This is a genomic window from Lewinella cohaerens DSM 23179, from assembly GCF_000379805.1.
Lineage (GTDB): Bacteria > Bacteroidota > Bacteroidia > Chitinophagales > Saprospiraceae > Lewinella > Lewinella cohaerens.
On record NZ_KB903554.1, the window covers coordinates 135498 to 160825 of the forward strand.

Annotated in this window: 17 protein-coding genes; 5 read left to right on the forward strand and 12 right to left on the reverse strand. The window is 44.0% G+C overall.

What is annotated here, in order from left to right; all coding sequences use genetic code 11:
• Positions 1–340: 340 nt before the first annotated feature.
• Together dapF and A3EU_RS0118490 are read right to left on the reverse strand one after the other, a co-directional pair.
• A complete protein-coding gene (gene dapF, locus A3EU_RS0118485) occupies positions 341–1126 on the reverse strand; it encodes a diaminopimelate epimerase (RefSeq protein WP_020537684.1) in 786 nt (261 codons plus the stop codon).
• A 2-nt stretch (positions 1127–1128) separates the two neighbouring features.
• The gene (locus tag A3EU_RS0118490; protein WP_020537685.1) at positions 1129–1824 is read right to left on the reverse strand and encodes an RluA family pseudouridine synthase; all 696 of its coding nucleotides are present in this window, start codon (positions 1822–1824) and stop codon (positions 1129–1131) included.
• 27 nt (positions 1825–1851) lie between these two features.
• On the opposite strand from A3EU_RS0118490, the gene A3EU_RS0118495 reads away from it, so the two are divergent.
• Complete coding sequence (locus A3EU_RS0118495; protein ID WP_020537686.1) at positions 1852–2685, forward strand: 1,4-dihydroxy-6-naphtoate synthase; 834 nt, start codon at positions 1852–1854, stop codon at positions 2683–2685.
• Positions 2686–2689: 4 nt separating this feature from the next.
• Here the strand turns inward: A3EU_RS0118495 and A3EU_RS0118500 are convergent, their stop codons facing one another.
• Both A3EU_RS0118500 and A3EU_RS0118505 read right to left on the reverse strand, forming a co-directional pair.
• On the reverse strand, positions 2690–4522 hold the full coding sequence (locus A3EU_RS0118500; protein ID WP_020537687.1) for a pyruvate kinase: 1833 nt from the start codon (positions 4520–4522) through the stop codon (positions 2690–2692).
• A 214-nt stretch (positions 4523–4736) separates the two neighbouring features.
• Entirely contained in the window at positions 4737–7496 is a 2760-nt protein-coding gene (locus A3EU_RS0118505; RefSeq protein WP_020537688.1) for a putative LPS assembly protein LptD, read from the reverse strand.
• A 48-nt stretch (positions 7497–7544) separates the two neighbouring features.
• On the opposite strand from A3EU_RS0118505, the gene A3EU_RS33500 reads away from it, so the two are divergent.
• Entirely contained in the window at positions 7545–9092 is a 1548-nt protein-coding gene (locus tag A3EU_RS33500; RefSeq protein ID WP_020537689.1) for an N-acetylmuramoyl-L-alanine amidase family protein, read from the forward strand.
• 153 nt (positions 9093–9245) lie between these two features.
• Complete coding sequence (locus tag A3EU_RS0118515) at positions 9246–10283, forward strand: MlaD family protein (RefSeq protein ID WP_020537690.1); 1038 nt, start codon at positions 9246–9248, stop codon at positions 10281–10283.
• 1 nt (position 10284) lies between these two features.
• Here A3EU_RS0118515 and A3EU_RS0118520 read toward each other — a convergent pair whose 3' ends face one another.
• From A3EU_RS0118520 to A3EU_RS31040, 5 genes are all read right to left on the reverse strand, one after another.
• On the reverse strand, positions 10285–10929 hold the full coding sequence (locus A3EU_RS0118520; RefSeq protein WP_020537691.1) for a class I SAM-dependent methyltransferase: 645 nt from the start codon (positions 10927–10929) through the stop codon (positions 10285–10287).
• A 5-nt stretch (positions 10930–10934) separates the two neighbouring features.
• Entirely contained in the window at positions 10935–12095 is a 1161-nt protein-coding gene (locus A3EU_RS0118525; protein ID WP_020537692.1) for a BtaA family protein, read from the reverse strand.
• A 141-nt stretch (positions 12096–12236) separates the two neighbouring features.
• Positions 12237–14273, reverse strand: a complete 2037-nt coding sequence (ppk1, locus tag A3EU_RS0118530; protein ID WP_020537693.1) for a polyphosphate kinase 1 — start codon at positions 14271–14273, stop codon at positions 12237–12239.
• 124 nt (positions 14274–14397) lie between these two features.
• The gene (locus tag A3EU_RS0118535) at positions 14398–14850 is read right to left on the reverse strand and encodes an arsenate reductase ArsC (RefSeq protein WP_020537694.1); all 453 of its coding nucleotides are present in this window, start codon (positions 14848–14850) and stop codon (positions 14398–14400) included.
• A gap of 151 nt (positions 14851–15001) precedes the next feature.
• Positions 15002–15829 carry a DUF6089 family protein gene (locus tag A3EU_RS31040; RefSeq protein WP_020537695.1) on the reverse strand — a complete coding sequence of 276 codons (828 nt, stop codon included), beginning with the start codon at positions 15827–15829 and terminating at the stop codon, positions 15002–15004.
• A 208-nt stretch (positions 15830–16037) separates the two neighbouring features.
• Between A3EU_RS31040 and A3EU_RS0118545 the strand changes: the two genes are divergently transcribed.
• Complete coding sequence (locus A3EU_RS0118545) at positions 16038–17873, forward strand: ABC transporter ATP-binding protein (RefSeq protein WP_020537696.1); 1836 nt, start codon at positions 16038–16040, stop codon at positions 17871–17873.
• Positions 17874–17937: 64 nt separating this feature from the next.
• On the forward strand, positions 17938–18471 hold the full coding sequence (locus tag A3EU_RS0118550; protein ID WP_020537697.1) for a hypothetical protein: 534 nt from the start codon (positions 17938–17940) through the stop codon (positions 18469–18471).
• A 17-nt stretch (positions 18472–18488) separates the two neighbouring features.
• Here the strand turns inward: A3EU_RS0118550 and A3EU_RS0118555 are convergent, their stop codons facing one another.
• The 3 genes from A3EU_RS0118555 to gyrA form a co-directional block, all read right to left on the reverse strand.
• Positions 18489–21044 carry a M1 family metallopeptidase gene (locus A3EU_RS0118555; RefSeq protein ID WP_020537698.1) on the reverse strand — a complete coding sequence of 852 codons (2556 nt, stop codon included), beginning with the start codon at positions 21042–21044 and terminating at the stop codon, positions 18489–18491.
• Between the two features lie 94 nt (positions 21045–21138).
• Complete coding sequence (locus A3EU_RS0118560) at positions 21139–22515, reverse strand: tetratricopeptide repeat protein (RefSeq protein ID WP_156825818.1); 1377 nt, start codon at positions 22513–22515, stop codon at positions 21139–21141.
• 102 nt (positions 22516–22617) lie between these two features.
• Entirely contained in the window at positions 22618–25173 is a 2556-nt protein-coding gene (gyrA, locus tag A3EU_RS31045; protein WP_020537700.1) for a DNA gyrase subunit A, read from the reverse strand.
• Positions 25174–25328: the final 155 nt, after the last annotated feature.

Here is a 25328-nt window from a genome sequence, read left to right on the forward strand (position 1 = left end):
ACTAGGTACCTGGTACTTGGATTCAAAAAGCGCTCCATCCGAGTCAGAGTTGATTGGTTCTGAATGCGCTTAAGTTCGTGCCCAATTAAAGGGATCTACGTGTCCTCCTTTGGAGGAGGTGCCCGAAGGGCGGAGGAGGGTTGCCCTAGTCGCAAGGGCAACCCTCCCTCGATCCTGTGGATCGGTCCCTCCAGCGGGACACATTTGTTCCTGCTAGTAGCATGAATACCATTGGTTAACGGAGGTGGCATTACGTTAATCTGGCTTTTGGAGGACGTTCTTTGGTAAAAGGCATAGAACCAATCAACTCTGCATCCAAGTACTAAGTACTTTATACCGTTCAAATCCCTATTTCGCCCTCAAAAACAAAAGTTGCCGGACCACACAACCAAGGTAAAAAGACGTTACCATCATAATCCACTTTTACTTCCAATGCGCCACCTTTGGCAAGAACGGGCACGGTGAATTGCCCCGGCTTTCCATTGCGTTGAACGGCTACAATTGCCGCTGCGGTAACGCCCGTGCCACAGGCTAGTGTCTCTGCTTCAACCCCACGTTCATAAGTCGAAATGGTTAGGCCTTTGACATCGCCATTAATGAAATTAACATTGGTACCACCGGGAGAAAAGGTTTCGTTATTTCTCAATGCACGCCCTTGGGCATCTACATCAATGTTGGCCAAATTGTCGTGCCACTCCAAATAATGGGGAGAACCCGTATCCAAAAAGCAGCCATTAAGGACTGTTTCAATTTTGTCCACTTTGCCCATCTCCAACTGAATCCAATCAGGGCGTTCAACTATTGCCCGGTGGATTCCGTCTACGGCATGGAAAATCGTTTTTTCTGCAATCACCCCTAACTGGAAAGCATACGCCACCAAGCAACGCCCTCCATTACCACACATAGTGCTGGGCCGTCCGTCCGAGTTGTAGTATTTCATCTCGAAATCCAGCTCAGGGTGCGGCTCCAATAGCATGAGGCCATCACCACCAATACCGAAACGTCGATCACAGAGGCGGGCAATGTTCTCCACAGAAAGGTCTGTCAAAACAGCGCCTTCCAAATGATTGACAATAATAAAATCATTGCCCGCACCCTGATATTTTACGAAAGAAAATTCCTTCATAACTATCTTTTCCAAAAGCCTTTAAACAAGTCCCAAATATCTTCCTTGGGTGGATTAGCATAGATCGTCACTCGCTCTTTCTTGACGGGATGGATAAAGGAAAGTTGACGACAATGCAGATTGATATTACCGTCTAAATTGGTCGTAGTAGCGCCGTATTTAATATCTCCTCGAATAGGTGTCTTATTCTTAGACAGCTGTACTCGAATCTGGTGAGGGCGCCCCGTTTTGGGCTTCACTTCCTGCAATGAGTAGGTACTGATGCGGCCAAGCATCTTATAAGTCAACTCTGCTTTTTTAGCACCATCAGCACGATTACTCATAAAGTCGAAAGCTTTGGCAAAGTTTCGATCTTTCTCTTTACGGATATAATGAACCAACTCTCCCTCCATAGGGTCGGGTTGAAGCTCCGTAATCGCCCAATAGGTTTTGTCGACCTCACGTTGCTTAAACAACTCGTTCATTCGCGTCAGGCCCTTGCTGGTCCGTGCAAATAGCAGAACGCCGCTTACCGGGCGATCCAAACGGTGAATAACGCCAAGGAAGACGTCACCAGGTTTGTTGTATTGAACTTTGATGTAATTCTTTACATATTCCGCCAAAGTAGTATCTCCGGTATGGTCACCTTGAACCAGGTAGCCCGCAGGCTTGTTAATGGCAATGAGGTGGTTATCCTCGTAAAGCACTTGTAAGTGCATAGTTTCTTGAATTTAGGCCACAAAATTATGAAATTATCTCTAGGGTTTTCTCCTTGTCCTAACGACACTTTTATTTTTGATGCTTTAGTCCACCAAAAAGTCGATACTGAAGGGCTCGAATTCGACGTAATACTGGCCGATGTAGAGGAGTTGAATCAAAAAGCAGTACAAGGCGTTTTAGACATTACCAAGCTTAGTTATCACGCTTACGCTCACTTGACCAATCAATATATATTGCTCGATGCAGGCTCCGCGCTGGGGCGCAATTGTGGACCTTTACTTATTGCCAAACGCCCGCTAAGCGCAGAAGAAATTAAAAAGGGGCCAATCGCCATCCCCGGAAAATTAACCACAGCCAACTTTTTACTCAGTCTTGCCTACCCTGAAGCACAAAACAAGCAGGAGTTTCTTTTTTCCGACATTGAAAAAGCCGTACAGCAAGAAGAAGTTATTGCCGGATTGATCATTCACGAAAATCGTTTCACCTATCAAGATAAAGGCCTCGTAAAAATTCAGGACTTAGGCGAGTTCTGGGAAAGTAGTACCGGCCATCCTATTCCCTTAGGAGGAATTGTGGCACACCGTCGTTTAGCTACTGATATTCAGCATAAAATAAATAGAGTGATGGCAAGAAGTGTCGCTTACGCACAACAGCACCCTTTAGCAACCCGCGACTATGTAAGTGCTCACGCCCAGGAAATGAACGAGGAAGTCATGTACGCTCACATAGGTCTTTATGTAAATGATTATACCCGCGATCTCGGAACGGAAGGTCGTGCTGCTATAGCGGCTTTGTTTCAGAAAGCAGAAGCCCTTAATGTTGTTCCTGCCATAAAGGAAGAGATTTTTCTAAATAAATAAGATATTAACTCACACTCAACTTCGTTCGCTTCGCCAACATCACTTCTTTTTTGTTGTGGTACTGTTCCATGTCTTTCAGGATCTTGTCCAACAACTCAATGGCATCGTTGATGTAAGCTCCTTTATTCAACATGACACATTCAGCTCGCAAAGAAGTGGTCGTATCAGTTATCTCAGCGCGCGAAGGCAGGCCGTTTTTAGCCATATTCTCCAGTACTTGTGTGGCCCACACCACTGGCAGGTGAGCAGCACTACAGTGGGCAAGAATTTCATCCTGAACCAAGCCTATATTGTCCCAACCAGTCTCTACAGCAAGGTCACCCCGGGCAATCATTACGCCTACCTGCTTGGACTGCATCGCAGTCATCAGTATCTCCGAAAGATTATTGTAGGCTAAACGGGTTTCGATTTTTAAAATCACGCCCAATTGATTGAGCGCACCAAGCTGTTCCAGTTCCACAAATAGCTCTTCTACATCAGCTTTGGAATTTACAAACGAGAAATTAACAATATCAGCATACTGGGCTACAAATTTTAAATCTTCCTTATCCTTGGCTGTCAATCCACTTATTCCCAGTTCCGTTTGGGGAAAATTGATGCCCTTCTCAGCACGCAGTTTTGCCCCTTTTTCCGAGGCTCTCAAAATGGTCACCTGGAAATAGTCCTCATTTACTTCCGTGACTTTAGTGAATATCTTTCCGTCATCAAACAATACAGTATGGTCCTTCTTGATTTTGTTAAAGACTTCTGGCAACTGACAAGATATATGTGCCGATTTGATACAATTTCCTTCCTGGTCGTAGACCGCAGATTCACCAGGAATCGCAGCTCGAGTCACCTGAAGGGTATCCCCTTCTTTTAACAAGAGATAGTGTTCTTTAGGCGGCAATTTACCAACAACCAAAACCTTACCGGATGCTTTAGAGTGTTCCAACACCATACCGCTTGCTACATAAGTTGTTTTCCGACAGGTGGCTACCAAATGGCCTTCCGCATTTCGATCAATGATGGAAATTTTCCTTTTCTTATTGCGCGTATCTCTCAATCGCAGTTCATCGCCGATAGCTAAATCGTCCAGCGCTAGTTGACCAACAGGCAAAGTATTCTCCGCTGATGTTTCTCCCAATTCCGGAACCAACAAGATGATCGCTGGTTGGATAATCTGCCCCAACTCATTTCGAAGAGGCTTAAATTTACGAACCTCTGGTCCTTCGGTAATGGCTCCTGTCCTAATTTTGGGCCCTGCCAAATCCATGGCTATTTTCACCTTCCGGCCCGACGCTTTCGCTGCTCGTTGAGCATTCTCAATGATTGCCCACCAAACTTCAGGCGTATCGTGGGCGCAATTGACTCGCACCACGTTCATCCCTTTTTTCACCAATTGTTCTACCAGCTCATAATTATTGGCAGCTTCGCTGGGTTGGGTCACCATGATTCTCACCCGCCTGCCCGGAGAGCGATACCCCAAAAGTTGTTTGGTGTGACTGGCCAACAAACGCCGAGCACGCTTGATAGACAAGCCTGATTTTAGCAGCTGCTTTCCATCGTCCTTGATAAGCGCCTGCAAAATCAAGCGAGTATTGAGTAAGCTAGCTCTAATGTGGCCCTCTGCATTAGCAAAACGAGAAAGCCCTAAGTCTCGCATACTTTTTTGAAAATCACGGAGGTCAAATGTCCGGAAAGCGCGGTAGTGCACCAAGTTGCGGGCGCTCTTACGATAAGGTTTTGCAACCTTCTCCAAACTGTCCAACTGATGTTTTTCAGCTTCGTTGATCGCTAAGAGGAACTCATCAATTTGCTCAAGCAAACTTTTTAACTTTTCCACCTTGATTCTCATAAATCAATCATTGTTTGATGGGGTAATAATGATTAAACAACCGAAGCGTAAATTCGATGCGCCAAGGTCAATAATCAATCGCTTTATCCTGGTGATTTATGATAGCAGATTACAACCACAAGTGTCAATTATGAGCAATACCTAGATGTGAGCATAGTTACTTGAGTTATCAAATTAGTTTACAGTGCTTTTTTGCATAAAACATAGAAAACCATTACTCAAAAGCACGGCTTCCATCGGCATTGTTACGCTGATAAGGTACTTTGAGAAAATCGAGGGTACCCGGTTTCACCCGGAGATAAAAGGAGTAGGTATTCCGGGTAGGTGCCCAGTTGAAACCCATTTCCCAGCAGTGAAGATCTCGGCGCAAGCCAAGATAAGGATAGGTAGTTTGCTTACGTGCAAAATCATAACCAATAGAACCAATGTCTACATTCCAATTTGGGGTAAGCCCCAAACTTCCTCGAAGTTCAAGGCTATGGGTATTCACCTGAAAGGTATCACGGTCAGCCGACAGAGGAGTAACGCCAAAGGTCAGGTTGTGGCGAATAGAGAAATTTTCAAATAAGCTGAGAAAATCGGTTTCATCTACCGGCCGAAGTTCGTTGCCATCACGGTCTACTTCTTCTACTATTTCTTCTTCCTTACCTTGAAAAAGAGCTCTGATTTTTGAAACAGTCAAATTGGTATTGAAACGGAAGGTTGCATTGACAAACTCAAAGGGTTTACCGTTTTGCTGCCAAGTCGTCTGGTTTATTCGTTGAAAGACACCAGAGCCCTCACTTGTTTCTTGTCGTATATGCGGATCAAAAGTGGTATTGAACGAAAAGGTTGTTGCTCCTTTAAACAGTCGAGTTGTACCCGTTATCGCAATAGGTGACCACTTTAAAGTATCCGCCGCAAAGTTGTAATTACCATTGATGTAGATGTTATCGAAAAGCTTAATGTTTCTTTCCGTTGAATCCTTGCGAGAGAAAATCTTGGCTTCAAAAATATTGGTGATACTATAGTTTAGGGCCATCTGCATTTCTGAGCTGGGTGGGGCCCCAAATATGCCATCCTGATAGCGAGAAACCAAGCGATTGGTCGTTATATCCAAGGTATCCGTGACCGAATCATAATAATTTCTATTATTGATATAATCCGGCTGATAACCAATCGAAATATTGGGCTTTATGACGTGCCGAAGTCCGCGAATCCTCCCTTTATCAAAGCGGTAAGTACCAAAAATCTGAGTATTTAAACTCAGATTAGCACTGTACGTCCGGTAGGAGGTGAAGCCTGGCACTGTATCTTGAATCCAGGTACCAAAGTCTACAGTCTCTATCAGAGGATCGCCGTTAGGCAGATACGTGGTATCTTGTACTACGCCATTTTCGCTATCAAAAGTCAGATCTAATTCTTCCATGTACCATACCTCCTTCATGTTTACCCCTGGGTTGAGGTTGAAGTATTTAAGTACCTTGAAGGAAGTACCGGCACTAGCCGTTTGTTGCATACCATAACGGGCATTGTCGAGCGTCTGACGTTCGAAAAAGGCGGTGTCTGGTGCGGTAAAATTCGCCCTCGCTTCATTGGTATAACGCAAAGTGATGTCTTCGTACCAGCGCTTGGCCCCTACCCTTTCCTTTTTGCGGAACGGGTACAAGGCCTGGGTTTGAAATTGAAAGGTGGGAAAATCCACGTTCATGCTCCGCGTCCGCGTATTCTGGCTGTGGCGGAAAGCAACACTCATTGAAATCGGCTTATCCAACCAATTCCGCGAAAAGGTAAAGTTAGAGTTAATCACATTTGTTCCCACCGAGCGAGCATCATTGAAAACCCGCTGCTGGAAATTATTCGTCTGAAAGTTGATCGACCCACCCAGCCTGTTCATCGGGTGAGCAGCAGCGTCTTGATTGTGTGACCAGTTGAGTAAGATACCATTGGCACGGCGAAAAACCGATTCTTGCACAATGTTCCCATTAGGGCCTATCATTGTTTCGCCAGTATCAGGGTCAAGCACATTAAGTATTTCTTCCTGGCGGCGGCTATCAAAACGGAAATTAAAATTGCCATTATAGCCATACCTCTTACGATACTGAACGGCTGCTCCCAAACCATAAGTCCCTTCCAGATAAATATCACCCGCCACTGTGAGGTTGAAGTTATCCCCTAAAGGGAAAAACCAGCCGATCTGTTTCAAACCAAAGCCCCATTGTTCTGAATATTCATAATCTCTGGGAAAGATAAGCCCGGTACTACGCCCTCCTGAGACCGGAAAAAAGCCAAAAGGCAACCACAGAGGTGTGGGTACATCCATGATTTCCAGATTAGAAGGGCCTATTACAACCAACTTATTAGGAATCACTTTCTGTTTTCTGCTACGAATACCAAAATGAGGGTGATCAGCCGTACACGTCGTAAAGATGGCATCTTCGCTATAGATAATATCGTGCGCCGTCGTATCACCAGGAGGAGCGCTGATGAACTTAGAGCGAGCGCCTTTTACCCGAATATCGTCTTCTTCTGTTGTAACATCGTAAACGATTCCTTTCCGGGTTTCAAAATTGTAGCGCATCCGTTTCGCAACAAAAGTATTTTCTCCTTCCGTAAACTCTGGCGTCCCTTCCAGCACGCCAGTAGTATCATTTCTTACTCCTTGAGCCAACACTTCACTTTTCGACCAATCCAGTTCAATATAATCCGCTTTTAGTGTAATATTGGTATAGGAAACAAAAGCATTGCCGTAGAGATAAATTTTCTGGTTGCGGGCATTAAGCTTCATGGTATCCGCGTTATAATCCACGGCAGCTTCCAGGGCATCCTGGGAAACAGGTACACCAAGACTGATGCTCAGGCTAGAATCCTGCCCCAGCGTATCCACTTGAATGGTTTCTGGAAAGGTATCCTGTTGCACCAACGTAGTATCCTGAGCAGACAAGATGCTGAATACTAGGAAGAACCAAAATGAAAAGAGTAACTTTGTCTTCAATTGTCTATGATTCGAAATCAAAACATCCCCGGACTTAACGTGCCACCAATGACACAAACCCTGAAACTAATCCTTTTCTCAACGCTGCTTCTATTGTTTTCGCCGCTCAAAGCTGCATTTTTTAACAATACTTTAGCAAGCGTTAAATTAGAACTTCCTACTGGGAAGTATCCACTTGAACAAAAGACCGAAGCCTTGGCTGAACGGCTCAAAGGTATCTTAAAGTTGGCAAACACCAAGCCTCCTTTTCGGATTAAAACCATTGTTATCGATGCTGGCCACGGTGGGCACGACCCAGGATGCTCAGGAGCAGGCTCTCATGAAAAGCATCTCGCACTGGCCATTGCCAAAGCTTTTGCAGCAAATATCAAAGCCAACTACGCTGATATACAAGTGATTCTCACCCGTGACAAAGATGTTTTCATTCCATTACATGAAAGAGCAGCCATCGCAAACAGGGCTCATGCCGACCTTTTTATTTCTATTCACTGCAATGCCATGCCTCCTAATAATCGTGCTACCGCTGGTACCGAGACTTACGTGATGGGTTTACACACCGCAGGGCACAACCTCGATGTAGCCAAGCGGGAGAACAATGCGATCCTGTTGGAAGAAAACTATGAGCATAATTACGATTATGATCCTAATTCTCCGGAAGGTCACATTTTGCTGAGTATGTTTCAGAATGCCTTTCTTGAGCAAAGTATTCTTTTTGCTGAAAGAGTAGAACACCACTTTCACGTCACTGCTGAACGAAAAAGCAGAGGCGTAAAACAAGCGGGTTTTGTGGTATTAAAAGAAACAGCAATGCCCAGCGTTTTGGTAGAAACAGGCTTTCTTACCAACAAAGGAGACGAAGCTTTTCTTGATTCTACCGAAGGGCAAGCGCTCATGGCCAATGCGCTACTCGCTGCATTTAGCGAATACAAGGCACTGATCGAAGGCGAAGAAGTTGCTCCAGTTCAACCTGTTAATTTTGCTATAGCAAAAGAAGAAACACCCAACAGCTCTTCTCAAAACAATCCAAATAACGCGCCTCAAGTGCCAGGAAAAGGAACTACTCCGGCTACCGTAAGTTACACGCCACCTCCGGCCCCAGCAACTACTCGCCCCGAAGTACCAGGAACCTACACCTATTCCAATAGCACAACCAACGCACCTTCTAGCAATGTGCAGGCAGAGCCATTAATCACACCAGCAAGGCCCGCTCAAGAGCGGTACAGCGCTCCTGTGCCCGCCCGTGAACGTGCGCTACAACCTAAGGGATCAAGCGATACCAGCTGGGCAGCTAAGCTGGGGCATGACGAAACAAGCAAAACTGCTGACGGACTCATCTTTTGCGTGCAATTGGCGGCGGCTCCACAGCCATTGGATACTCGAACCCCTGTTTGGCAAAATGCCAATTACTTGATTGAAGTGGTTCAAGAAGCAGAAATGTACAAATACCAAGTAAGAAATTTCCGCCAACTGAGCGAAGCGAGTAATGCCCGTGCGGTACTACAACAGCAAGGCTTTCAAGATGCTTTCCTCGTAGCGTACCTCCAAGGACAACGAATTAGCATTGCCGAAGCAAAAGCTTTATTGAATGGAAACTAAACCTAGTTGGGTTTTATACTGTTTCTCTTGCGATGGAGATAATAATTCTCCTAACCACACACTTTGATTACTTTTGCGCTGTTTATAAATTTTAGCCGGCGCATCAGCACAGTTCGCAGTAAAGCTGCCCCTGTCGCCCCAAACTAACAATGCATGTCTTCAGAAATACGTACCGGAGTTTTAGCCTTAGCAGCTATTGCGATTACCTTATGGGGGATCAAGTATATCCAGGGAAGTAACATTTTCAGCTCGTCCAAAACTTTTTATGCCTACTATGATGACATTATGGGAGTGCAAGTAGGTACACCCGTTCAAATCAGTGGTGTAAGCGTAGGGTCTGTCTCTGCACGCGACCTAAGCGTTGAAGACCGTCGGGTAAAACTGACCTTTACATTGGAGCGCGAAGTGCCACTGCCCAAAGAAACTAAGGCCGTTTTGGCTACGACCAGCCCATTGGGGGATATGGCTATCATCTTTGAATACGATCAGCCCTGCCAGGGAGGAGCTGGATGCGCAGAGGATGGCGATATTTTTGAAGGAGTAACACGCGGTTTGGTAGAATCCGTACTCGGAGACGGGGGCCTTACCAGCTACCTTGAGCAACTCAAAGAGGGAATGAAAGAAATTGCGGATTCCCTTAACAACGGATTCCTCAGTGAAGATGCAGAAGGCCCTCTAGCGGAATCAGTACGTGACTTACGTGGAACGATGTCCAACCTAAAAGAAGCTACTGGTCGAATGAACTTGATGCTTCAGCGTTCTTCTCCGGCACTTGAATCCTCACTGAATAATATGGCTACCCTGACCAGTACCCTTGAAGAACAGAAAGCCAGCATTGCCAGTATTATCGCTAATACCGACAGTATCAGCCAACAAATGGTGAATGCCCGTCTGGATGAGGCCGTTATGCAAGCAAAAGCTACCATCACGGAACTCAACGAAACACTCGTCACTGCCAAGTCTGCAATGGGTGGTGTTGACGAATTGGTTGGTCAACTGAAGGATGGTGAAGGTACACTAGGTATGCTCCTTCAGGATGAAGAACTCTATACCAATTTAAATGCACTTTCCTTTTCGTTAGATTCCCTTATGGTTGATATTCAGGATAAACCCTACCGATACTTCCCTCTTAAGAGTCGTCGTAAAGTTGAAAAATACGACCGACAGGATGCTCAAGAGGTAAATAATTAACCTAAACTTTTCTTCCTACAAAAAGCAGGTATTTCCAAAGTCCCAAATAGGCAGATTTGATATCTTCTCTTACCGGATAAAAATTATCTTTTAAAACCGGTAACACATGGCTGTCCATCCTTACGTGATGGCCAGCCATGTGTTTTTTAAAGAAAGTCCAGCTGGAGTCATGAAAGTCGACAACAGCAATATACCCGCCGGGGCGTAGATCTTTGTATGCTTGGTGAATCAATGTTTCCCACTGCGGGTTGATCATCGTAAGCGCATAAGAAAACAAAACCACATCTAATTTACCAGTCCAGGTATAGCAATTATTCCCGTATGCTTGTTCTAAAAAAACGACCTCTTCTGAAGAAGAAAATCTCCGCTTAGCTCTTGCCAACATATCTCCGGATACGTCCATTCCCGTTAGTTTCACTTCAGAGAATAGATGGCGTGCCCGCACTAGGTTATGCCCTGTGCCACAACCGACTTCTAGTAGATGAAATGGCTCTTCGTGCTCGAAAGGCAACTCGTTTAAGATTGCCGATCGTCCGAATAAAAACGACCAGCGTGTGAGGTCATAAATACGAGATTGAAAAGCATAATACTGCTGAATTCTTGTTGCCTGCTGCTGGTGCTCCTCTTGATTTGTCATTATCCCCATCTGATCTATTTTACAATTCCCAGCTGAACACTGGCACAAGTACCGACACGATCCACCGCATGAATCTCAGCGAGTTCCACGTTCGATTTAAAGTCAACTTGATCATGAACAAAGTCAGGGATGAAGTCTATTTTTTCTGCTGCAGAACGCATCAGTATCCGCGTCCCAGGCTTACTATTTGCTAAGATCAGCTCCCATTCCTCTACTAAACCGGGTAGGTCATAAGCAGCGAGCCAATCCTGATGATCCAATAAAATAAAATGAGAGTAAGCTCCAGGGTTTTCTTGCAAAAAACCACTCACCGTATTGTTATACGTCTCTATTCGCTTTTCTCGGTTCTTCAACACTTCAAAATGCGCCTCTTGCAAGTAACTAGGGGCGCAATCTGGCTTATAAAAGCCTTGAAAATACAGCTGCCAGAAGTAGTTATCTTTAATAGGCAAAGTACGGAAGACCCTTCGTAGGCAATCCTGAAGAAACCCCGTAATCCCTCTTTCATACTCATCCTTAAAGAGTGCTTGCTGACTTTGAGGCACCCCAATTAGACACATCGTAAAATGGCGGTTGACCGCCCAGTGCACCAGCTGATTCAACAAACGAGGTTCTAATTCATCATAAATACGAATCTGCTCTTCCAAAGTCTCGGCGCCAAAAAGGGATTTTAGCTCACGGTTAATTTTGGGCCGTGCCTTGAGATATCCTCTCAGCAACCAAGCCAACACACCGGATGTACCGTAGTAATACATTGTTTTCCGCCCCGCTTTCCCAGAAAAGTAATTGGCTGAACGATCCCAAACTTCCTGTGCATAACCAGGGAGTTCTTCTCGTAGAACTTGTGCATAAATGGAAGAAAATTCCGAGTGTTTACCCGAGCCAAACAGCGCAAAATGATCCTCAAAACTCAACTGGGCAAGGCTGGCTTTCTTTAAATCCAACAGTGCATTTTGTCGGGGATTCATATCTATAGTATGGATCACCTTCGGATCATCTAGTAAATAATCCAAGGCATTACAGCCAGCACTAGTAATCATCACGACCTCGCTATCCTGATTGAATTCCAGTAGCTGCCGATCGCAGCGAGGATCTTCCCAGCAAGTATTATAGATCAGGTTATTCTGATGGACCAGGCGAAAAAGCCAGTCTTGAAGATGGTTGACGTACTTCACGGATAACGGTATTGGTCTAAAATTCCGGTGAAGTTAAGTCACTCAAAGACCAAGCCTATCTATCCACACTTTATGAATAAACTAAGTTTTCGTTAAATGAAATCGCAATAGATGAAGTTATTGTTAAGCTACAACCTATACTCAAGACAATTGACTCCGGAGGTATTCGTAATAATCAACTTGCGAACGCCTCATCGCCTCATCAGGAGCAGCTAGCCGATATCGATCATCTTGTTTAGCATTGATGATTCGTGCCTTGCAATTGTCTGCCCACTGAATATCTAGCAAATCTTTTAGTTCCTGTCTAAGGCGTTGGTCATAGATGGGTATTGCCACTTCAACCCGCCGGAAAAGATTGCGGCTCATCCAGTCTGCTGAAGCAGTAAAAAGTTCCTCCTTGCCATCATTGAAAAAGTAATAGATACGGGCGTGTTCCAAAAAGCGATCAAGAATACTGATTACTTCAATATTTTCACTCTGCCCTTCCACTCCTGGTACCAGACAACAGATTCCACGGATAATCAATTGAATTTTCACCCCGGCATTACTCGCTTGATAAAGCTTTTCAATCATACCCTTTTCTTCCAGGCTATTCATTTTCAAGCGAATAAAAGCCTCTCTACCTGCTTTGGCATGCTTTATTTCCCTATTGATTTTCTTGACAAGTTTATTTCGTAGATCAAAAGGAGCAACCAAAAGGTGCTTGGTCGCGGGTAAAATCAAACGTCCGGTTAATAACTCAAACACTTGGCGAACATCAAATGTCATTTCTTCATTGGCCGTCAACAAGGCATGATCAGCGTACAATCGAGCAGTTTGCTCATTGAAATTACCTGTTCCTAAATAACTAACATCTTGCTGCTTAGTACACTCTATCAACAGTAATTTTGTGTGTACTTTAATTCCTGGAAAACTATAGCGAACGTCAGCTCCCGCTTTTTTTAACTCCTCTCCCCAGTATAAATTAGCAGCTTCATCGAAACGGGCTTTGGCTTCAACAAAAACTTCTACTTTCTTCCCCAAGGCCAAAGCCTGAAGCAGTCCATCCACTACATCTGATTTGGCAGCCACCCGATATAAGGTAATCCTTAGCGTATGCACGTCAGGGTCTTGTGCTGCTTCTTTAATCAGTTGTGGGATATAGTTGTATTCCTGATAGGGAAAATGCAGCAATTCATCTCGCTCCCGGATGGTAGAAAGCAAGTGATCCGCGCTTTTAAATCGGGGATGCGCCAAAGGAATAAGTTTACGATCACGCAAACCTTCTTTGCCTGCTGGTTCAGGGAAACCGAAAAAGTCATTAAAGTTATGATATCGGCCTCCTGGAATCATGTCATATTTCGACAGACCATAGGCTTTCCGCACATTGGTAACCAAGCTTTCTGGCATAGTCTGGTCGAATAAAAAGCGAGTAGGTAGACCTACTTCTCGTTCCACAAGTGATGCTTTGATCTTATCTAATAAATCACCACTGTATTCATCATCTATGTAAAGCTCGGCATCCCTGGATACTTTGACACTGTAAACCCGAGACGCTTGCTCACCTAAAAACTGAGGTAAGGAAGCCCTAATAACATCATCCAAATACATGACCACGTAATCATCGTTGGAAGAAGGGATAACTAAAAATCTCGGTAATAGGTTGCTCGGAATATTTACGACTTCCCATGGTTTCTCTTCACCATGATCAATTACAAAATAAAGCTGCCGGTTTTCCAGAAAAGGAGCCGTTTCTCCGTCTACATAAGCTTTCCTCTCCAATAAAGGGAAAACCTTTTCTTCGAAATATTGGTGAATGAACTTCAATTGCTCCGCGCCAATTCGATCCTGGGTTACAAGATAAACCCCCTCTTCTTGCAGGGCTGGAATAATCTCTTCCCTGAATACCCGACCAAATTGCCGCTGCTGCCATTGCACCAATGCTAAAATTTCTTTGAGTACTTTTTTAGGTTTGATATCCAGCAATCGTTTCCGATCTTTTTTACGCAATGACTTGAAAGAGCGCAGGTAAGCCACTCTCACCCGAAAAAACTCATCTAAATTCGAACTGTAGATTGCCAAAAACTTAACTCTTTCATACAAGGGCACCGATTTATCCATCGCCTCCTGGAGCACCCGGTAATTAAAGTGTAGCCAACTAATATCCCTTGATGTATACTTAAAGTCTGTATTTTCCATCTGTCTTTTAAATAATTGCGCTAAGAAACAGCAATACTAAGGTAATTTATTCTACAAAAGGAGTAACCCATAAAAAAACGCCCAAGCTATTCAGCTTGGGCGTTTTTTTATGGGTACATGAATCTTAAAATTCCATCGACGATTCACCTAACACATGAAACTCATCACGTTGGCCTATGAAACGAAGCATCTTACGCTTAATTTCTTCCCGGACATTAATAAATACGGATAGTTTTTCCTCTTCTTCCTCCGCAGGAGAAAATGCGGGATTTGGAATATCATAAAAAAAATAATGATCCGCAGTAATATCTGCTGGCCGGCTCTCTTCTGCATTTTTGCATACCGTAATCAGGTAATCAAAATGCTGGCCGGAAAAATCACCCAAATGATTAGATTGAGCAAAGGACATATCTATGTTGTCTTCAAGCATCACTTCTACCACTAAAGGGTGAACCTGATCAGGTTGAAGACCCGCACTATAGATTTCCGCATTGCCTCTGGTAAAATACCTGAGATAAGCTTCCGCCATTTGGCTCCGACAAGCATTGCCCGTACAGAGCACCAAGATTTTTCTCATTGCAGTATGGTTACCTGGCAAAGTTAACATTAACTTTACATCCAGACAGCATTCTATGCAGGAAAAAATGGCGTTTCAATTCAGCGGCTAATCTTTTAGCTTGAACACAAGGCTTTTAGCTCAAACATAAAAATCACCAAAGAGATATGCTTTAGAATGTAGGGCAACCAATTCCTCTGCCGTTCACCCCACTTCCCTCTCCAAAAGCAAAAGAAAAAGATATTCCTCCCATAAAAAACCAATCATCATATTCTCCTCCTCTACGATAGGTAAGGTTTTCAACCTCAGGATCCTTGATACTAGGATTACTTAGCTGAGCTGCCAGCGATCCAGTATTTTCAAGTACATCAAGGTAATTCACTTCGGCAGCGGAAACATCATCCAGGTAATCCGTAAATGTCTTACGACCGCCTAGCTCCAAACCAATGGTAAACCGCTCTTTAAAGATAAATTTAATCCCGCCACCAGCAAGTAAGGCAAAGTCTGTCAATGAATAGGGATCTTCATAGCCGGGTGCCCCCTGAGCTTCCGTAGCTAAAGGCTGAAGCTCAATCCAATTACCATCAAAGTTAGCCTCTGGATTAAACCGAAAGACACTAGCCCCTCCCATTGCGTAAGGAACGACCTGGGTCCCTTTAGGATTCCCGAGACGGAACAAATGTATATCCGCTTTTAATGCCAATTCGGTAATATTGGTACGAAAATTCAACATTCTGCTGGTGTTGTCGTTGGTCACACCATCTTCCGCACTTATCTTACCTAGGTTGAGGCCAAATTCTAGTGATACAGCCTTGGCTGGATTCATGCGTAGAAAAATACCACCTGCTGGTTCAATAGATTTAGTGTAAAGACCAAATTCTTGAGGAGAAAGGTCACCGGAATAGATTGCTCCACCGCCCCACAACCCAAGTTCAAGGTTTTGGGCAGCTGTACCGATAATTGCAAATGATAAAATACAAAAGGAGAGTAAGAATCTCATAAGTTAAATATTGTTTTTCAGGATTATATGACACAGTAACGGAAAAAAGTAACACAATCGTTTATCATAAAACATAAAAAACGACAGTAAGATGATTAAAAAATCAGCCCATCGCTCTATAAGTGCGGTAAAATTAATCAATTTTGCAATTGAAACTCATAAGCCCTTTTTGATGTTATACGAGGGTTAAAAATGAAACAAGCGTAGCATGGCAGATAATTCTNAAGAAAAAGAAAAGAAAAGCTTGAGCAAGGAAAGTCTCGCACAGGGGCTACAGATTTTCCGATATGTTCTGCCTTACAAATGGCCTTTCATACTGGGGATGCTCGCATTGGTGGTAGGAAGCCTGATTTTCCTGGTCATTATGCTCGTCCCTGGCGAAATGCTTAATATTCTGAATGGAGCTTCAGCTGAAGGGTTTAGCAGTATCTCTGACCGTTTACCTGGGAATTCCGGATTAGGGATGAACATCAATCAACTCTTCCTAATTGCCTTAATTCTCCTTGGCCTTCAGGGGTTTTTATCGTTCTGGCGCGTCAATCTCTTTGCTATTGTTAGCGAAAAAGGCATGGCCAACCTTAGATCTGATATTTACGGTAAGCTGATTGGACTAAGTATTCCTTTTTTTGAACAACGTAGAGTCGGAGAACTAACCTCACGCATTACGACGGATGTCACGCAGGTTCAAAATGTTATCAGCACAACCCTGGCGGAGTTTATCCGGCAAATCATCATTCTCTTTGGCGGTATTGCTATCATTGTTTTTACGATGCCTCGCCTTGCACTTACCATGCTCCTCACCTTTCCGGTGGTCGTTATAGGGGCTATGTTTTTCGGTCGGTATATCCGTAAGCTGATGAAAGCTCGCCAAGATCAACTTGCAGAAACCAATGTCGTTGTCGAAGAAACCATGCAAACGATACAGACCGTTAAAGCTTATACCAATGAGTGGTTTGAAGTAGGTCGTTATTCTCAAAAACTTAAAGGTGCAGTAGACATTGCCTTGAAAGCTGCCAAGATGCGAGGATTGTTTGCCTCCTTTATTATTGTTGTCATGTTTGGTGCTTTGTTTTTCATTATGTGGCGTGCCGCACTCATGGTGCAAGCAGGCACCCTTGATCCTGGCGATCTGGTTCACTTTGTTGTTTTCACAGGTACCATTGGAGCTGCTATAGCTAGCCTGGGGAGTTTTTATACTGAAATTGTTTCTGCCATTGGTGCTACAGAGCGTATTTTTGAAATACTCGAGGAAACTTCAGAAATAGAACCGAATGCAGACAAAACAGACAACATCCAGTTAGATGGCCCTATCCGTTACGAACAAGTCCACTTCACCTACCCTACCCGCCCCGATATTGATGTTCTTAAAGGCATTGACTTAGAGATTCAACCTGGTAAAAAAATTGCATTGGTCGGTGCCAGCGGAAGTGGAAAATCTACCATTGTTGCACTCTTGCAACGTTTTTACCCTTTAGCAGACGGACAAATCACTATCGGAGGGAAAAACATCAACGATTTACCACTCAGTGCTTATCGAAGAAATATAGGCATTGTACCTCAGGAGGTTTTGCTTTTTGGAGGCACCATCAGAGAAAATATTCTTTACGGTAAGCCAGGGGCAGAAGAAAGTGAAATCATTGCTGCCGCAAAGAAGGCCAACGCCTGGGAGTTTATCAGTGGCTTCCCGGAAGAACTGGATACCATTGTAGGAGAGCGTGGCGTGAAATTATCCGGAGGCCAGCGCCAAAGGGTAGCTATTGCCAGAGCTATCTTAAAGGACCCTGCCATTCTTTTACTTGATGAAGCAACCTCCAGCCTTGATGCTGAAAGTGAACGACTGGTGCAAGCTGCACTCGACGGCTTGATGGAGGGGCGTACCAGTATTATCATCGCCCACCGGTTGAGCACTATCCGGGAAGTAGATCAGATCTACGTTATTGACGATGGCAAAATAGTCGAACAAGGAACTCATCAGGAATTGTCCATGCGAGAGGATGGCGTGTATAACAACCTCGCAAAATTGCAATTCGAATTAATTGAATAAGAGACCTTAGTTCTGCTAGTACAGAACAAGTCTAAGGAACAGTACAAAAATCAGTGCTTATCCTATGAGTAAATTTCGGTGGATCGCAGTAGGGTTAATCATATTAGGAATCGTAGCGGCCTACACCCAGGAGCTACCCGTCATGATGAACTACCTTCAGGTGGGCCTGTTTTGGCGAACAGGCTTACTGATCGGTTTATTTACAGGGATTGCCGTTTTACTATTTTTCTTTTTCAAATCAAATTCTGTCCCAGAAGACGTTGTTGCAAAGATGCGTTTGGGTAGCAGTATCCTGTTTACCTGTCTAATGCTCTGTCCACTCTTTCTAAGCTGGACAAATAGGTTAGGCATCCCCAAGGATAGTGCCCAAGAAACATTCGTAATATTTGAATCGGAACAGGCCCGTTACTCCAGTCGTTTTGGAAACCCCGCAGGAACAAAACAGCAGGCTAATCAATTTATCCTCTTTTTCTTTAAAGATGGTCAACTACTAAGAGTAAACGGGCAACATCCTTTTTTCCCTGGTGCTCAGCGTGGAGATACCCTCCCTCTCAAGATCAATACTGGTCGCTGGGGTTACCAATGGGTAGAACTTTAGAGCTTTAGCCGTCATTCTTACCTCTGGCTCCGGAAAAGCAGATCTGCGGCCATCAAAATTTTATTCCGTAAACGAGGAGGATAATCCGGCCGTTCTTCCAAGAATTGGTTGACTATTTCTGCGGCAGCTACCGATTGATGACCGCCAAGCGTAGCTGTAATAAATTGTCGCGGGAAGAAGATGTCTCCTGTTGCCTGAATCTCTTCCATCATGACCAGACTCTGATGCAGATAATTGATCGAGGAACTAGTACGCAAAGGATGATGAAGGTAACCTACTGCAGTAACTACCCAAGGTTCCGTCCCACGGTTTTCAAGTAAGGATAGGCTTGCAAAGAAACTGTCTCGTATTTCTTTCTCCGAAGATAATGCGGGTTGAATAAACCGAAGCTCCTCCTTTCTATCTTGGTTCTTAGTACGAGCCAATTGAGTTTCGATTAATACTTGAGCTTCATTCGGTAGCCGTAACGCTAATTCTGCGGTCAAATCAATCGCTTCTGTTTCCGATAAAGCCAGAATAGAGGTAATCTGTTGATTTTCCCAAATCTGTCTCAGCTCAGTACTCGCCTCTTTTGATAGACCAATTCGATAATAGGTTCTAAAATAAGCTAACTGGGCGGATGCATCTATTGCCCCTGTATAGGCTTTCTTAAGGGTTGCCTCCAGTGCTAAACCGTATTGTGCTCGTTCTGTAGGTGTAAAAAACTGCCAAAAAATGGTCTCCGTCAAGCCTAGTAGGTAATTACGATTCAAAGCATCTTCCTCCTTGAGAATTCCTTCTAACAATGCCAAATACAAGTCTCCTACCGACAAGCGGTGCCTGAGCATATCTTCATACAAACAAATCCATGCGGCGCCACGCAGGAACGGGTTTGTTAGCTTTGAAACGTTTTGTAAAAGGTATTTCTGGCTTTGCGCCGTCAAGGGAAAGTAACCGTAAGCCATAGTAGAAGCATGCGGTAAGATCGCCAATGGCTGTTCCGGCAAGGAACCAAACGTGGCCTGTGGTTCAGCAGACAACCGAACAGGCAACAACGATACAGAATCCTCATAAAACAATGCAATCGCTGTGGATTCCGACCAATAACGACCTTCCTTTCCCTCCTGTGCTATACTTAGTGTGTGCTGCCCATCCTTTTCTATGGCTTCGATCGTAAATACAGGCATTCCAGCAGATTTCACCCATATTTCACTCCAACTTTTTAAATCCTCTTCGGTGCGCTCATCCAGGATATTGATCAAATCATCCCAACTGGCATTACCGTAAGCAAACCGGCGTAAATAAACACGCAACCCATCTCGTAGCCCTACCACTCCCATTTGGTCTTCCAGTTGGCGCATAACAACAGGGGCTTTCTGGTAGATAATTCTTCCGTAAAGCGTGCCCGCCTCCCTTAGGTTATCCAAAGGCTGCTGGATAGGATGACTCCCTCTTGATCGGTCCTCTCCATAAGCAGAAGGCTGATGCCGTAACAAGAAATTAAGGTCGTGATTAACCGTTGGAAAGCCGGGATTGACAATCTTGGCTGCCATGAAATTAGCAAAAACTTCTTTCAACCATACATCTGAAAACCACTCCATCGTCACCAGGTCGCCAAACCACATGTGGGCCGTTTCATGGGCGATCAGGGAAGCTCTTCCAATCTGCTGGTTTTGTGTAGCATTTTCGTCTAGCATCAAGCTTGATTCCCGGTAGAATATTGCTCCTACGTGTTCCATTCCACCGTACTGAAATCCAGGAATTAAAGCAAAGTCAAACTTCTCAAAAGGCAGAGGAATAGCCGTATATCGTTCCATCCATTCCAGTGCATGTTGGTGCAGGCTAAATATTTCCGGAAGATTGCGCTGTACCTTCTCTTGGTCACTCTCCCGGTATAGCATTCGCATGGACCTTCCGCCAATGGTAGTCTCTTCTACCTGGAACCGTCCTGCTGTAAAAGCAAACAAATAAGTACTGATCGGGGCTGTTTCTTTAAAGGAAACTAATTTACGATCATTCTCCAATTCGGTTTCCAGGATAGCACCATTACTCAATGCTTCCCATTCTGCGGCCACATCAAGGGAGAGTGTAAACTTAGCCTTCAGGTCTGGTTGGTCAAAACACGGAAATAAGGTTGAGGCACGATCTGGAACTAATAAGGTGTACAAAAAATCTCCTTTCCTATTTAGACTGAGGTCGCCAGCAATAAAATCAATTTCTACCCTGTTTTCCCCTGCTACCAAAGATGTTCTTGGTAATATTAAGTGCCCTTCCTGAAACTTGCTCTGAGTAACTTCGCCATTGACCTGTACCTCTTCTATCTGATCAATTAGTGCTTTAAAATCCAATTGAAGATCCCTATCAATAGATTGTAGTTCAAAGCTCGCAACCACCTTTGCCGGGATACTATCTGTTTTATTTTCAGGGATTTGAAAATGGAGATCGTAAGTAAGCTCCGAAATGTTTTTCTTGCGTTGTTTGGCCAAAGCTAAACTTACTCCTTCTTCGATTACGATTTCTGCCGGAGGCTGGTTACAACCTGTAATCATAGCAATGGTAATTAAAAGCCCGCACTTGATGATAAAATTGGTCATAATCTATTTAATCAAAGAAATTTAGGGTAAAAATAGTAAAAGCCACCCTGAAGTCAATCAGGATGGCTTTTACAAGAAAGCGTATTAGGCTTTATTAGTTATTCAGGAAGTAAGACTCAACGGTCTCCCCAGCTTGAACTGTTTCCAGACGAGCCTTAAACTCATTTGACATTGTGAAATCACTCTTACGAGCATAGATTTCTTTTAATGCAATTAGGGTATTAATATCGTTTGGCTTCTGCTTTTCAACAGTGACAAAGAAAGGCAAAGCAGTTTCAAAAACTTCTGCTACTTCAGCTTGTAGTTCGTCATATTTGCGCTGTCCTTCTTTAGAGAAGTCATCCGCAAGTGTAGACAATTCCTGTGTCATGTTTGCTGCCTGGTTGAAGTAAAGGGCACCGATGCTGTAAGTTGCATCTGTAAAGGTTGAATCTCTTTCCAATGCCATACCGTAGTACTTCAAAGACTCAGAGAAATACCCCGTTGCTGATTCTTCGTTACCGGCTTTAGCTTCACGCTGATAAAGATTATCGTAAACATTACCCATCGTTGTATAGAGGGAGATATTGTCTGGTTCTTTTTCCAGTGCTGCCTCCAACTTAGTAATTAACACATCAAGTTGGTTAATACGAAGGAAGTGATTGATTTCAGCGAAAAGGATAGAAACATCATCAGGAAAACGCTTACGGCCATCCTGTAGGTTCACATAAGCCTTTTCCATTACAGCAGTCTTCTCTTCTTCTGTAAGCTTGGAATCAGGGGCCAATGCATCAGCTGCTTCAATTTTATAAAGCGCTTCGTAAATGGCTGCTTTTTCTGCACCATTTTCCTTAAGCTTCGAGAATAATGGAGCTGCAGCAGCGATTTCATTAGCGTTCAATGCTGCCAGGCCAGTAATGTAAACCTGATCGTTAACGGCCTCTTCTGTCTCCAACATGCTTTCCTCATCATTTTCGGTCAACAGTTCGTGAGCAGTTAGTACACCATTAAAGTTGTTATATGCATTAGGGAATTCGCCTTTTTCATAGGCATAAATACCCATGTTATTTAGATTGGTCTGTACCGCCCGAATGCCCTTCAGCGCATCTTTGGTTTGATACTTTTTTTCAGCCATAGACAAGGCCTTCTGATAGGCACTAAAGGCTACCAATGCAGGCGTTTCTACCTGAGGTAACGCATCAAGAGTACCAACATTCAATTGCTGAACGCTAACAATCTGGTTAGCAATAGTGTTGTAGATATCTCCCTGAGATAGCCAGGTAGACGCATTGCCATTGGTTTCACTGGCAGCTACTGCGATAGCAATCATATCTACTGCTTCGTGCAGTTTATCCAAATTAGCCGTTTGGTCTAACTCGAAAGATTTCAAGGCATTTCCGGCTTTCTTCAAAGCCTTGGCAGGATCTTCCTGTGCTTGTACCGTAAAGGTCAGTGCTAGAAAAGTTAGACAGCCAAAAATTAGCTTTTTCATAGTCATTTTAAATTATTTGGTGATTTAAACCACCCTTATGACGGAGTAGTCAAGTTAAAGGCTCTTAATGAAATCTTAAAACTTTAGAGCCCAAAATTAATTTTATTCTTCTTCCTCGCTTTCCTCTTCACGAGCCACTACTGTAACGTCAGCAATTTCGTCTTTAGCATCCAGACGAATCACTTTTACGCCTTGAGTAGCACGCCCCATTACGCGAATATCATCAGCACGCATTCGGATAACAACACCAGATTTGCTGGTAATCATAAGGTCATTATCATCCTTTACGGCTTTGATCGTGACAACGGCACCGGTTTTCTTCGTCACACTCATGGTGCGAACCCCCTTGCCACCTCTGTTGGTTAGACGATATTCGTTGAAGTCAGTGCGTTTACCCATTCCTTTCTCGGAAATAACCATAACAGAAATGTCCTCGTCAGTAGCATCGATACAGATCATACCCACAACTTTATCGGACTCATCTGCTAAAGAAACACCCCGTACTCCGGCTGCGGTACGCCCCATTGGTCGAACTTTTGATTCTTCGAAGTGAATAGCATTTCCTGAACGTGTCGCAAGGAATACGTGACTATCACCTGTTGTTAGGCGAGCTTCCAAGAGTTGGTCACCATCATTGATGGTGATGGCATTGATACCTCCTACACGAGGTCGAGAATATGCTTCTACGAGGGTCTTCTTCACCACACCATTCCTGGTACAGAACATAATGTAGTGGTTCTTCAGGAATTCTTCATCAGTCAGGTCTTTCACAATGATGTAAGCCTTGACACTATCCTCTTTAGGTATTGCCAGAATATTCTGGATCACTCTACCACCAGAATTTTTCGAAGCTTCCGGGATTTCGAATATACGTATCCAATGACAACGCCCTTGCTCTGTAAATAGCATCAGGTAATTGTGATTGGTAGCGCCAAACATGTGTTCGACAAAGTCAGTATCTCGGGTTCTGCTTCCTTGGCTACCTCGCCCACCGCGGCTCTGTATCTTGTACTCCGACATCGGCGTACGTTTGATATACCCCAGGTGGCTAATTGTTACAACTACTTCTTCATCCTTGATAAGGTCTTCGATAGAAATATCGCCAGCTTCCAGGCTAATTTCTGAGCGACGCTCATCTCCATAACGTTCTTTAATATCACGGAGTTCTTCCTTGATGATATCACGCTGCATCTCTTCACTTGCCAATATCGCCCGCAAGTGGTCAATCAATGCCTTGATTTCATTGTATTCGTCCTTGATCTTATCCCGTTCAAGTCCAGTCAACTTCTGAAGTCGCATTTCCAAAATTGCTTTGGCTTGCTGCTCAGAAAGGACATTGCCTTCGAGTACAATAAGATCACCCGTTTGTACCTCTTGCACCAGGTCTCCGAACTTCTTCCAGAAAGCATCCTTGTCATCGATGAAATCTCCATTGATTAAGCCCTGCTTGGCTTCATCAGGCGTCGTAGACCTACGGATCAAGGCAATAACTTCATCAAGATAATCAAGGGCAATCAGTAAGCCTACAAGAATATGAGCTCGGCTTAATGCCTTGTTTAGGTCATATATTGTACGGCGAACGATAACCTCGATTCGGAACTTGATAAACTCAACGATAATATCCTTGAGGTTCAAGACGACCGGGCGGCCATCTACCAATGCGATATTGTTGACACCATAGCTGGTTTGTAGTGGGGTATACTTGTAAAGTTTACTCAACACCACAGAAGCCATTGCATCTCGCTTTATTTCGATTACAATGCGTAAGCCATCACGATCTGATTCATCGCGTACATCACTGATACCATCCACTCTATCGCCAACAAGTTCGGCAATTTTGGTAACCAAGGTCGCTTTATTAACCTGGTAAGGGATTTCAGAAATGATGATGGTTTCACGATCTCTATTGTCCGTGATGATTTCTGCTTTACCACGTACAACAACCCGACCTCTACCGGTATGGAAGGCATCTTTGATACCTTGGTAATCAAAAATGATCCCGCCAGTAGGAAAATCAGGTGCTTTGATGAAATTCATCAATTCATCAATCGTGATTTCCGGGTTTTCAATGGTTGCAACAACCCCGTCAATGACCTCAGTGAGGTTATGAGGCAACATGTTGGTAGCCATACCTACCGCAATACCTGATGCTCCATTAATAAGCAGGTTAGGGATTCTTGCGGGTAAGACAGTTGGCTCTTTCAACGTATCATCGAAGTTGAAAGCAAAATCGACGGTATCTTTGCCAATGTCTGCTAACAGTTCATCGCTGATTCGGCGTAGGCGGGCCTCCGTATAACGCATTGCGGCCGGGCTATCGCCGTCCATGCTACCGAAGTTACCTTGTCCATCTACTAATGGATACCGCAAGGACCAGTCCTGAGCCATCCTCACCATCGTGTCATAGACAGAAGAGTCTCCGTGAGGGTGATATTTACCCAGAACCTCCCCGACAATACGGGCGGATTTCTTGTGAGATTTATTATAAGCCAGTCCCAAGTCTGACATACCGTATAAAACACGGCGATGAACAGGTTTGAGGCCATCCCTTACATCGGGTAGGGCACGAGAAACAATCACCGACATAGAATAATCTATGTAGGCAGATTTCATCTGTTCCTCAATATTAACGGGGATAATTCGCTGATTAGAAGACATCTAGCGGGATAAAGATTTTTAATGAATACTTGCTGTACGTTTGCTCAAGACACTAAGCCAAATTAAAGGTAAATGGCTTAGTTATAATAAGCGGACAAAGATAACAAATTATTGGCGATGAACGAAGCCCCGGACAAAGTGTTTATAGCAATGAT

What these genes read in the sequence shown, in the direction of transcription:
- gyrA (WP_020537700.1), bottom strand. Translation starts at nt 25,173, where the DNA reads ATGTCTTCTAATCAGCGAATTATCCCCGTTAATATTGAGGAACAGATG.
- A3EU_RS0118535 (WP_020537694.1), bottom strand. Translation starts at nt 14,850, where the DNA reads ATGAGAAAAATCTTGGTGCTCTGTACGGGCAATGCTTGTCGGAGCCAA.
- dapF (WP_020537684.1), bottom strand. Translation starts at nt 1,126, where the DNA reads ATGAAGGAATTTTCTTTCGTAAAATATCAGGGTGCGGGCAATGATTTT.
- ppk1 (WP_020537693.1), bottom strand. Translation starts at nt 14,273, where the DNA reads ATGGAAAATACAGACTTTAAGTATACATCAAGGGATATTAGTTGGCTA.
- A3EU_RS31040 (WP_020537695.1), bottom strand. Translation starts at nt 15,829, where the DNA reads ATGAGATTCTTACTCTCCTTTTGTATTTTATCATTTGCAATTATCGGT.
- A3EU_RS0118500 (WP_020537687.1), bottom strand. Translation starts at nt 4,522, where the DNA reads ATGAGAATCAAGGTGGAAAAGTTAAAAAGTTTGCTTGAGCAAATTGAT.
- A3EU_RS33500 (WP_020537689.1), top strand. Translation starts at nt 7,545, where the DNA reads ATGACACAAACCCTGAAACTAATCCTTTTCTCAACGCTGCTTCTATTG.
- A3EU_RS0118490 (WP_020537685.1), bottom strand. Translation starts at nt 1,824, where the DNA reads ATGCACTTACAAGTGCTTTACGAGGATAACCACCTCATTGCCATTAAC.
- A3EU_RS0118520 (WP_020537691.1), bottom strand. Translation starts at nt 10,929, where the DNA reads ATGGGGATAATGACAAATCAAGAGGAGCACCAGCAGCAGGCAACAAGA.
- A3EU_RS0118560 (WP_156825818.1), bottom strand. Translation starts at nt 22,515, where the DNA reads ATGAAAAAGCTAATTTTTGGCTGTCTAACTTTTCTAGCACTGACCTTT.
- A3EU_RS0118515 (WP_020537690.1), top strand. Translation starts at nt 9,246, where the DNA reads ATGTCTTCAGAAATACGTACCGGAGTTTTAGCCTTAGCAGCTATTGCG.
- A3EU_RS0118495 (WP_020537686.1), top strand. Translation starts at nt 1,852, where the DNA reads ATGAAATTATCTCTAGGGTTTTCTCCTTGTCCTAACGACACTTTTATT.
- A3EU_RS0118555 (WP_020537698.1), bottom strand. Translation starts at nt 21,044, where the DNA reads ATGACCAATTTTATCATCAAGTGCGGGCTTTTAATTACCATTGCTATG.
- A3EU_RS0118550 (WP_020537697.1), top strand. Translation starts at nt 17,938, where the DNA reads ATGAGTAAATTTCGGTGGATCGCAGTAGGGTTAATCATATTAGGAATC.